This is a genomic window from Streptomyces niveiscabiei, from assembly GCF_001419795.1.
In the GTDB taxonomy this organism is placed as follows: domain Bacteria; phylum Actinomycetota; class Actinomycetes; order Streptomycetales; family Streptomycetaceae; genus Streptomyces; species Streptomyces niveiscabiei.
The window spans coordinates 1-10,103 of sequence record NZ_LIRL01000057.1 but is presented as its reverse complement, the minus strand read 5'-3'; the positions used below and the strand labels follow the sequence as shown (position 1 = coordinate 10,103).

9 protein-coding genes and 1 pseudogene are annotated in these 10,103 nt (G+C 72.8%); 3 read left to right on the top strand and 7 right to left on the bottom strand.

The window, feature by feature from the left end; genetic code table 11:
• Positions 1-1,704, bottom strand: a pseudogene (locus tag AOK24_RS03675) (PD40 domain-containing protein); the annotation flags it as partial.
• Between the two features lie 66 nt (positions 1,705-1,770).
• Here AOK24_RS03675 and AOK24_RS03670 point away from each other — a divergent pair.
• Positions 1,771-2,181: a hypothetical protein gene (locus tag AOK24_RS03670; RefSeq protein ID WP_240553635.1), complete on the top strand. Its 411-nt coding sequence runs from the start codon at positions 1,771-1,773 to the stop codon at positions 2,179-2,181.
• Here the strand turns inward: AOK24_RS03670 and AOK24_RS03665 are convergent.
• The 4 genes from AOK24_RS03665 to hrcA form a co-directional block, all read right to left on the bottom strand.
• On the bottom strand, positions 2,178-2,924 hold the full coding sequence (locus AOK24_RS03665) for a 16S rRNA (uracil(1498)-N(3))-methyltransferase (RefSeq protein WP_055718601.1): 747 nt from the start codon (positions 2,922-2,924) through the stop codon (positions 2,178-2,180). The two genes, AOK24_RS03670 and AOK24_RS03665, sit on opposite strands and share 4 nt — an antisense overlap.
• Positions 2,924-4,033: a nitronate monooxygenase gene (locus tag AOK24_RS03660; RefSeq protein ID WP_055718600.1), complete on the bottom strand. Its 1,110-nt coding sequence runs from the start codon at positions 4,031-4,033 to the stop codon at positions 2,924-2,926. The genes AOK24_RS03665 and AOK24_RS03660 overlap by 1 nt, the downstream gene beginning before the upstream one ends.
• Before the next feature lie 190 nt (positions 4,034-4,223).
• Complete coding sequence (gene dnaJ / locus AOK24_RS03655) at positions 4,224-5,360, bottom strand: molecular chaperone DnaJ (protein WP_055718599.1); 1,137 nt, start codon at positions 5,358-5,360, stop codon at positions 4,224-4,226.
• Positions 5,361-6,377 (bottom strand): heat-inducible transcriptional repressor HrcA, encoded by a 1,017-nt coding sequence (gene hrcA / locus AOK24_RS03650; protein ID WP_055718598.1) that lies wholly within the window; start codon positions 6,375-6,377, stop codon positions 5,361-5,363.
• A gap of 120 nt (positions 6,378-6,497) precedes the next feature.
• Between hrcA and AOK24_RS03645 the strand changes: the two genes are divergently transcribed.
• Positions 6,498-7,199, top strand: a complete 702-nt coding sequence (locus tag AOK24_RS03645) for an MBL fold metallo-hydrolase (RefSeq protein WP_055718597.1) — start codon at positions 6,498-6,500, stop codon at positions 7,197-7,199.
• 41 nt (positions 7,200-7,240) lie between these two features.
• Positions 7,241-8,053 (top strand): DUF3097 domain-containing protein, encoded by an 813-nt coding sequence (locus tag AOK24_RS03640; protein WP_055718596.1) that lies wholly within the window; start codon positions 7,241-7,243, stop codon positions 8,051-8,053.
• Here the strand turns inward: AOK24_RS03640 and hemW are convergent, their stop codons facing one another.
• The gene (gene hemW, locus AOK24_RS03635) at positions 8,054-9,286 is read right to left on the bottom strand and encodes a radical SAM family heme chaperone HemW (RefSeq protein WP_055718595.1); all 1,233 of its coding nucleotides are present in this window, start codon (positions 9,284-9,286) and stop codon (positions 8,054-8,056) included.
• Between the two features lie 27 nt (positions 9,287-9,313).
• Positions 9,314-10,103 (bottom strand): PP2C family protein-serine/threonine phosphatase (locus tag AOK24_RS03630; protein WP_159051778.1); only part of this gene is annotated, 790 nt, incomplete at its 5' end.

Genomic DNA, 10,103 nt, shown 5'->3' with positions numbered 1-10,103 from the left:
ACCCGCATCGACCTCGACGGGCTCGCCGACCGGATCGTCCCGTTCCCCGTCGAGGTCGATGCGGGTCGCGGGGGTCCCCTCGCTGTCGGGCGTCTCCTCCTTGTCGGGCGCCTCGAAGGCGCGCCCGTGCCGCTGCGGCCCGAAGGGGGACGGGGTCGTCGCGGCCAAGGTGATGAGGTGGGGCCGCGCCCCGGCGAGGAAGGAGAGGTCGAAGGCGTGCTGGTCGTAGACGGGGTCGAAGGCGCGGGTGGAGAGGAACGCGAGGTGCTTGCCGTCGAGGGTGAACGCGGGCGCGTAGTCGCGGAACCGCAGCGGCGTCGCCTCGGTGACGGACAGGTCGGTGGTGTTGGCCAGCATCAGCTGGCTGAGAGGACTGGGCCCGGGGTGGGACCAGGCGAGCCACCCGGAGTCGGGCGAGAAGACCAGGTCGGACACGTCACCGTCGTCGCTGCGGACGACCTCGCGGACCTCCCCGCTCTCCCGCTCGACGAACAGCAGCCGCCCGTCGTGCGAGGCGACGGCGGCCCGGCTGCCGTCGGGAGCCATGGCCAGCTCCAGCACCCGCCCGAGCGCGCCGGAGGCGAGCCGCCGTGGCGTGGCCCCCGGCGCCAGCCCGGTCGCGGGCGCGAACTCCAGCGCGTCCTCCCCCTCCGCGTCCGTCACCCACACCACCCACTCCTCGCCCTCCGGCGTCCGGAAGGTACGCGGCAGCCGCGCCCGCACCCCCGGCTCGGCGGCGAGCGCGCGGGCGGGCCCGGCGCGGTGGGTGACCCAGTGCAGACCGCCGCGGACCTCTACGGCGCTGCCGCGCGCGGTGTGGTCGGGCGCGGCCTCGCCGAGCCAGCCGGCGGGGGCGAGGGGTCGGGGCCGGCGGTCCATGCGCTGGCCGCCCAACTGGACGTCGAGCAGCCGGGGTTCGGCCGAGTCGAGGTCGTCGAGGAGCCACAGCGCGCCGCCGGACGCGTACACGAGACGCGTGCCGTCACCCGTCAAGTGCCGGGCGTAGAAGCCGCCTTGGGGAGTGTGCCGGCGCAGATCGGAGCCGTCGGCGAGCGAGGAGTAGACGGCGCCGGTGCCCTCGTGGTCGGACAGGAACGCGATGCGGTCCCCCGCCCACACGGGCGACTCCAGGTTCCCGTCCAACTCCTCGTGCAGCCGCGCGAAGTGGCCTTCACCGTCCCGGTCGATCCACAGCTTCCCCGCCATGCCGCCCCGATAGCGCTTCCAGTGCGCGGCCTCGCGGCCGTGGCGCGCGGAGAGCAGGACGACGGCCGGTCCGCCGAGCGCGAGGTCGTCGACGAGCCCGTACGGCAGGGTCGTCGCCGGTCCCCCGTCGAGCGGGACGGCGCGGGCCCAGCTGCGGGAGCGGGACGCCTGGTCGTACGTCGACACGACGAGGACATGCCCCTCCGGGGTCCAGCCGCATACCCGGGTGGACGAACTCCCCCAGTACGTCAGCCTGGTCGACGGCCCTCCGTCGACCGGCGCGACCTGCACCTCCCGGGCCCCGTCACGCGTCGACGTCCACGCGACCGTCGTACCGTCGGGGGATATCCGGGGCGCGGTGACGGGCGTGTTGTCGGCACTCACCCGCCACGCGCGCCCGCCGTCGAGCGGCGCGAGCCATACGTCGTCCTCGGCGGTGAAGGCCACCAAGTCGCCGTGCAGGTGCGGGAACCGGAGATACGCAGCGGGCTGGGTCACCGGCTCACCCTATGCAGCGAACGCCCGAAGAGACACCGCTTTCGGATCACTTGCGCGGATACCCGGATGCCTGTCACCACCGCCCCCGGCAGGATGGAGGCCATGCGCGTACGGAAACTCACGACGGACCGGGAGTACTACTGGTCCGTCCGGCACTCCCACCCACCCTGCCGGGACACCCTCACCCTGGGCCGTGACAACGTCCGGCTGCGCCTGGTCTTCGCCGAGGGCCCGGGCCGTATCCCCTCAGGCGGCTACACCACGGGCACGGGCACGGTCAGCACCGGCGACCACCACCTGAACCTCCATCTCCCGTCCGTGGTACGGGCGTTCGTGGAGGAGGCGGAGAAGAGGGGCCTGTTCGGCCGGACTTCGGACGCGGACGGCTGGGAGCTGTTCGACGCGGCACTCGCCCGCACGACAGACCTCACAGCAGGCCGCACGACAGACCCCACGCCGCCAACACCAACTCCCTAGGACCAGCGCCCCGTCCGCCCCAGCACCAACGCCGCAGCCGCCGTCCCCGCAGTAGACGTCCGCAGCACGCTCCGCCCCAACCGGCACGTCACCGCCCCCGCCTCCTCGAAGAGCGCCAACTCCTCGGGAGACACGCCCCCTTCGGGACCGACGACGAGCACGATCTCACCGGCGGAGGGCAGTTCGGCCACCGCGAGCGGCGCACTCCCGTACTCCCGGTCCTCGTGCAGGACGACGGCGAGGTCCGCGCCCGCGAGCAGCGCCGCGACCTGCTTGCCGGACGACAGCTCCGCGACCTCGGGAAACCGCACCCGCCGCGACTGCTTCCCCGACTCCCGGGCCGTGGCACGCCACTTGGCCAGCGCCTTCGCCCCCCGCTCGCCCTTCCACTGCGTGATGCAGCGGGACGCGGCCCACGGGACGATCGCGTCGACCCCCACCTCGGTCATCGTCTCGACGGCCAACTCCCCCCGGTCGCCCTTGGGAAGCGCCTGCACGACGGTGAGGCGAGGCACCTCAAGCGCCTCCTCGACCACCGCACCGAGCCGGACCACGAGCCGGTCCTTGCCCTCGGCGGCGAGCACCGAGCCCTCGGCCCAGCGCCCCGCGCCGTCCGTGAGGACCACCGCCTCGCCCGCCTGGAGCCGCTTCACGGAGACCGCGTGCCGCCCCTCGGGCCCGTCGAGGACGAACTCCGGCCCCGCGTCCGCGAGTTGCTCGACCACGAAGACCGGAGCGGTCATCAGGCCACGCCCCCGTCGGCGGTGGGCGCGTCGTCGGGGAGGGGCGCCGTCTCGGCCAACGCGGTGCGCGCGGCGTCCAGTTCGGCCACGAGTACCTCGACGAGGTCTCCGGCGGGCAGGTCACGCGCCATCCGGTGCCCCTGCCCCGCCCACAGCGCCATCCCCTGCGCGTCCCCGGCCTTCGCGGCGGCCTTGCGCAGCGGCGAGGTCAGGTGGTGGATCTCCGGGTACGCGGCGGGCGCGTACGGGCCGTGCTCGCGCAGGAACCGGTTCACCAGCCCCCGCGCCGGCCGGCCCGAGAAGGCCCGCGTCAACTCCGTACGCGCGAACAGGGGGTTGGTCAGGGCGGCCTTGTGCACGGCCGCCGCCCCGGACTCCGGCGTCGCGAGGAACGCCGTACCGAGCTGGGCCGCGGACGCGCCGGCCGCCATCACCGCCGCGATCTGGCTGCCCCGCATGATGCCGCCCGCGGCGACCAGCGGCAGCGACACGGCCTCACGGATCTGCGCGAGCAGCGCCAGCAGGCCGACGCCCGCACGGTCGTTCTCCGGGTTGTCCCGGTGCGTCCCCTGGTGACCGCCCGCCTCCACGCCCTGCACGATCACCGCGTCCGCGCCCGCGCGCTCGATCGCGACGGCCTCCTCCGGGGAGGTCGCGGTGACGAGGGTGAGCGTCCCGGCCCGCCGGAAGTTCGCCAGCACCTCGGGGCTCGGCGCGCCGAAGTGGAACGACACGACGGGTACGGGGTTGTCGAGCAGCACGGCGAGCTTCGCCTCGTACCCGTCGTCCCGGCCGCTGTCGGGGTCGCCGAGCTCCGTCTCGTACCAGGTGGACTCACCGGCGAGCTGATGCGCGTAGAGCTCGACCGCGCCCGCCTCGGCGTATTCCGGCTGGGGCATGAAGAGGTTCACACCGAACGGCCGCGAGGTCTGGCCACGGACCTGTTTGATCTCCTCGTACATGCCGTCGGCCGTCTTGTACCCGGCGGCGATGAAGCCGAGGCCGCCGGCCTCGGACACGGCCGCGGCCAGCCGCGGCACGGAGACCCCGCCCGCCATGGGGGCCTGCACGATCGGGAGAGGAAAGAGATCGGTCAGTTCGGAGGACATGACCGCATGTTGTCACGTCCTCCGAACAACCTCGAACCGACCCCACGTTTGGCACATGCCAACACACGGGCCACAGGATCAACGTCCGTTGAAGGCGTCCTTCAACCGCGAGAACAGCCCTTGCTGCCCCGGCTGACTGTGTCCACCCGGGGGCCGACCCCCGGACCCCCGGCAGCCACGCCAGCTCACGTCAGCGCCCGTTGAAGGCGTCCTTCAACCGCGAGAACAGCCCTTGCTGCCCAGGCTGGAACTGGCCCTGGGGCCGTTCCTCGCCTCGCAGCTTGGCGAGTTCCCGCAGCAGCCGTTCCTGTTCGGGGTCGAGCTTCGTGGGGGTCTGGACCTCGACGTGCACGATGAGGTCGCCTCGGCCCCCGCCCCGGAGATGCGTGACGCCGCGCCCGTGGAGCGGGATCGACTGGCCGGACTGGGTGCCGGGCCGGATGTCGACCTCCTCCATGCCGTCCAGCGTCTCCAGCGGCACCTTCGTGCCGAGGGACGCCGCTGTCATGGGGATGGTGACCGTGCAGTGCAGGTCGTCGCCCCGGCGCTGGAACGTGGAGTGCGGAAGCTCGTGGATCTCGACGTACAGGTCACCGGCGGGGCCGCCGCCGGGCCCGACCTCGCCCTCACCGGCGAGCTGGATGCGCGTGCCGTTGTCGACACCGGCCGGGATCTTGACGGTGAGCGTGCGCCGCGAGCGGATGCGGCCGTCGCCGGCGCACTCGGGACACGGCGTCGGGACGACCGTCCCGAAGCCCTGGCACTGCGGGCACGGCCGCGAGGTCATGACCTGGCCCAGGAAGGACCGCGTGACCTGCGAGACCTCACCGCGCCCACGGCACATGTCGCAGGTCTGGGCGGTGGTGCCGGGCGCGGCCCCCTCGCCGTTGCAGGTGTTGCAGACGATCGCCGTGTCGACCTGGATGTCCTTGGTCGTGCCGAAGGCGGCCTCGTCGAGGTCGACTTCGAGGCGGATCATCGCGTCCTGGCCGCGCCGGGTGCGCGAGCGCGGACCGCGCTGGGACGCCGTGCCGAAGAACGCGTCCATGATGTCGGAGAAGTTGCCGAAGCCACCGGCGCCGAAGCCGCCCGCGCCTCCGCCGCCGCTCTGCGAGAGCGGGTCGCCGCCGAGGTCGTAGACCTGCTTCTTCTGCGGGTCCGACAACACCTCGTAAGCGGCGTTGATCTCCTTGAACCGCTCCTGGGTCTTCGGGTCCGGGTTGACGTCCGGATGCAGCTCGCGCGCGAGCCGGCGGAACGCCTTCTTGATCTCATCCTGCGACGCGTCACGGCGCACGCCGAGTACGGCGTAGTAGTCCGTGGCCACTTACGACTCCGCCAGGATCTGTCCGACGTACCTCGCCACTGCGCGTACCGCTCCCATCGTTCCCGGGTAGTCCATGCGGGTCGGTCCGACCACGCCGAGCTTGGCGACTGCCTCGCCGCCCGAACCGTAGCCGACCGACACGACGGACGTGGAGTTGAGTCCTTCGTAGGCGTTCTCGTGCCCGATGCGCACGGTCATGCCCGAATCCCCGGCCTCGCCAAGCAACTTGAGGAGCACGACCTGCTCCTCCAGGGCTTCCAGGACGGGCCGGATGGTGAGGGGAAAGTCATGTCCGAAGCGGGTGAGATTGGCGGTTCCGCCGATCATCAGCCGCTCCTCGTTCTCCTCGACGAGCGTCTCCATCAGCGTGGAGAGCACGATCGAGACCGTACCCCGGTCCTCGCGCTCGAACGCCTCCGCGAGGTCCTCGACGAGCATCGGGACGTCACTGAACCGGCGCCCGGCGACCCGGCTGTTGAGCCGCGCGCGCAGATCCGCCAGCGAGGATTCCCCGAAGGGCGCCGGGCAGTCCACCATCCGCTGCTCCACCCGGCCCGTGTCCGTGATCAGCACGAGCATCAGCCGCGCGGGCGCGAGCGCCAGCAGCTCGACGTGCCGGACGGTGGAGCGGGTGAGGGAGGGGTACTGGACGACGGCGACCTGCCGGGTGAGCTGCGCGAGCAGCCGGACCGTGCGCGCCACCACGTCGTCCAGGTCGACCGCGCCGTCCAGGAAGTGGTGGATGGCGCGGCGCTCGGGCGCCGTCATCGGCTTGACTCCGGCCAGGCGGTCGACGAACAGGCGGTAGCCCTTGTCGGTGGGGATGCGCCCCGCACTCGTGTGCGGCTGCGCGATGAACCCCTCGTCCTCCAGGACGGCCATGTCGTTGCGCACGGTCGCCGGGGAGACGCCGAGGTTGTGCCGCTCGGTGAGCGCCTTGGAACCCACCGGTTCCTCGGTCCCCACGTAGTCCTGAACGATCGCGCGCAGCACCTGAAGCCTGCGTTCACTCAGCACCGCGCACACCTCCAGAAGTCCGCCCTGGCACTCTTCACCTACGAGTGCCAGTGTACGGCGGTCGGGTACCACGGGGGCAAGGTCGTCCCCGTCGCCGGATGGTACGGCTAGCGTCGCCGTATGACGGTGACTTGGGAAGAGCTCGGCTGGGAACGTCTCGGTGACGGCGTCGGCCGCGTCCGCCTGCCGGGATGGGACTGCACGACGGGGCTGGTGATCACCCCCGGCGGGGCCCTGCTGATCGACTCCGGCTCCAGCCTGGCGGAAGGCGCGCGGCTGCGCTCCGACGCAGAGCGCCTCGCCGGCGTCAATGTGACCCATCTCGCGCTGACACACCCGCACTTCGACCACGTGTTCGGCGCGGCGGCGTTCCCGGGTGCGCAGGTGTACGCGGCCTGTGCCGGGTACGACGCCGGCGAGCTGGCCGGGGACGCCGTGCGCAACGGCCTCGACGCCGGGGTCGCCCGGGAAGCCGCGTCCGCGCTGGCCGCCCCGCGGCACGTGGTGGCCGGGACCTGTACGCCGGTTCCCGGTGTCCTGCTCGCGGCGCTGGGGGCCGCGCACTCGCCGTCCGACCTCGCGGTCGTCGTGTCCGGTGCCGTGCCGATCGTGTTCTGCGGGGACCTCATCGAGGAGTCCGGGGAGCCGCAGGCGGGGCCGGACGCGGCGGTGTCCCGGTGGCCCTCGGCGCTGGACGCGCTGCTGGCGCTCGGCGGGGAGGACGCCGTGTACGTGCCGGGGCACGGGGCTGTCGTGGACGCCGCTTTCGTACGGCGGCAGCGGGACGCTCTTAGCGAACGGTTCGGCGTGTCGCGCGGGTGAGGGGTCTGCCGGGCGCCGGGGTTTCTCCTATCGTCATCCGAATGCGCCAGTACTCTCCGGACCTCACCCCGCCGTGGAAGAAGCAGGCCCCCGCGCCCGAGATCCCGGCCGACCCCGGCCTCGTCGTCGAGGAGCCCGGCACCGGGTTCTGCGGCGCGGTGATCCGCTGCGAGGCGGGCACGGTCACCCTGGAGGACCGCTTCGGCAAGCACCGGGTGTTCCCCCTGGAACCGCGCGGCTTCCTGCTGGAGGGGAAAGTGGTGACCCTGGTGAAACCCTCGGCGGCCTCGGTACGCCCCACCCGTACGGCCTCCGGTTCCGTCGCCGTCCCCGGCGCCCGCGCCCGCGTCGCCCGTGCGGGCCGCATCTACGTCGAGGGCCGGCACGACGCCGAACTCGTCGAGAAGGTCTGGGGCGACGACCTGCGCATCGAAGGCGTCGTCGTCGAATACCTGGAAGGCGTGGACGACCTCCCCGCGATCGTCACCGAGTTCGCCCCCGGCCCCGACGCCCGCCTCGGCATCCTCGTCGACCACCTGCTGCCGGGCACGAAGGAGTGGCGGATCGCGCAGTCGGTGACCAGCGAGCACGCGCTCGTCGTCGGGCACCCGTACATCGACATCTGGGAGGCGGTGAAGCCGTCGTCCCTGGGGATCACGGCGTGGCCCCGGGTACCGCACGGGCAGGACTGGAAGACGGGGGTGTGCAAGGCGCTGGGGTGGCCGTCCGAGAACACCGGCGCGGTGTGGCGGGCGATCCTGGAGCGGGTGACGTCGTACAAGGACCTGGAGCCGGAGTTGCTGCGTTGTGTCGAGCACCTCATCGATCACGTGACCGCGCCCGCGGGGTGGTGATCAGTCCACCAGATCCCTGACGACGGCGTCCGCCAGCAGCCGTCCCCGCAGCGTCAGGACGGCACGCCCCGCCTCGTACGCCCCCCGCTCCAGCAGGCCCTCCTCCAGCACGCGCCGGGCGGCGGCGAGCCCCGCTTCCCGGAGCAGGGACAGCGGTACGCCCTCCCGGAGGCGGAGTTCCAGCAGGATGCGCTCGACCCGGCGGTCCTCCTCGGAGAGCAGTTCCCGCCCGGCGCCCGGGGACTTTCCGGCGCCGAGGGCCGCCGCGTACGCGCCCGGGTGCTTCACGTTCCACCAGCGCACGCCGCCCACGTGGGAGTGCGCCCCGGGCCCGGCGCCCCACCAGTCCGCGCCCCGCCAGTACAGCTCGTTGTGCAGGCAGCGGGCGGCCTCGGAGGTGGCCCAGTTGGACACCTCGTACCAGGCGAAGCCGGCGTCGGACAGCACGGACTCGGTGATGAGGTACCGGTCGGCGTGGACGTCGTCGTCGGTCATCGGGACCTCGCCGCGCCGGATGCGCCGGGCGAGCTGGGTGCCTTCCTCGACGATGAGCGCGTAGGCGCTGATGTGGTCGGGCCCGGCGCCGAGCGCGGCGTCGAGGGAGGCCCGCCAGTCCTCGTCGGACTCGCCGGGGGTGCCGTAGATGAGGTCGAGGTTCACGTGCTCGAACCCGGCCGCCCTGGCCTCCCGGACGCACGCCTCGGGCCGGCCGGGGGTGTGCGTGCGGTCCAGCACCTTCAGGACATGCCGCCGGGCGCTCTGCATCCCGAAGGAGACCCGGTTGAACCCGCCCTCGCGGAGTTCGGCGAGATAGGCGGGGTCCACGGTCTCGGGGTTGGCCTCGGTGGTGATCTCCGCGTCGTCCGCGAGCCCGAACTCGTCCCGGACCGCGTCCAGCATCCGTACGAGGTCCCCGGCGGCCAGCAGGGTGGGCGTCCCCCCGCCCACGAACACGGTCCGCACCTCCCGGGGATCGTCCCCGAGCACCTTGCGGGCGAGCCGCACCTCGTCGATCAGGGTGTCGGCGTAGTTGTCCCGGGAGGCCAGCACGCCCCCCGTACCGCGCAGTTCGGTGGCGGTGTACGTGTTGAAGTCGCAGTAGCCGCAGCGCGTGGCGCAGTACGGAACGTGCAGGTAGAAGCCGAGCGGCCGGTCCGCACCCCCGGCGAGCGCGGCACCGGGCAGGGCGCCGTCGTCGGGGACGGGTTCACCGTCGGGAAGTACGGAAGGCATACGCCCATTGTCCCGCACCCGCCCCGTTCACTCCGCCTGGAGCACCAGCAGCGCGAGATCGTCCTCCGGCGGCTCCGGGCCGAACCCGTGCACCAGTTCCCGGATCCGCTCGGCGATCAGCTCCGCGTCGTACCCCGCGCAGCCGGCCAGCGCGAGGGCCAGTCCGTCGCCGTCGTCGAACTGCTTGCCGCCGTCGCGGCGTTCGGTCACGCCGTCGGTGACGCACAGGAGGCTGTCGCCGGGCAGGAGGTGGAGGACCTCGCTGGTGTAGGTCGCGTCCTCGACGACCCCGATGAGGGTCTGGGGCTGGGCGACGGGGGTGACGGTCCCGTCGGGGCGCAGCAGGAGCGGCAGGGGGTGGCCGGCGGACGCGAGGGTGACCCGTACGCCTCCGTCGTAGGGGACCAGTTCGCCGTAGAGGAGGGAGAGGAACCGGGTCTGGGGGCCTTCGCCGGGGCCGGCGGGGCCTACGTACGCGCGGGCGGCGGCGTCGGCGGCCTCGGTGGCGTCGTCGAGGAGGAGCTGGTTCAGCCGGTCGAGGACGTCCGCGACGCCGTAACCCTCCCGTGCCAGCAGCCGCAGCCAGGGCCGGGCGAGACCGATGACGACGGCGGCTTCGGGCCCCTTCCCCTGGACGTCGCCGATGGCGAAGCACCACCGGCCGTCGTCGGCGGGGAAGAGGTCGTAGAAGTCGCCGCTGGGCCCGCCCTTCTCCCGGGGCTCGTAGACGAGCGCGCTGCGCACGCCGGGAATCTCGGCGACGGCGCCCGGCAGGTCACCATCAGCGCCGTACTCCAGAGCGGGCTGCTGCCGGGCG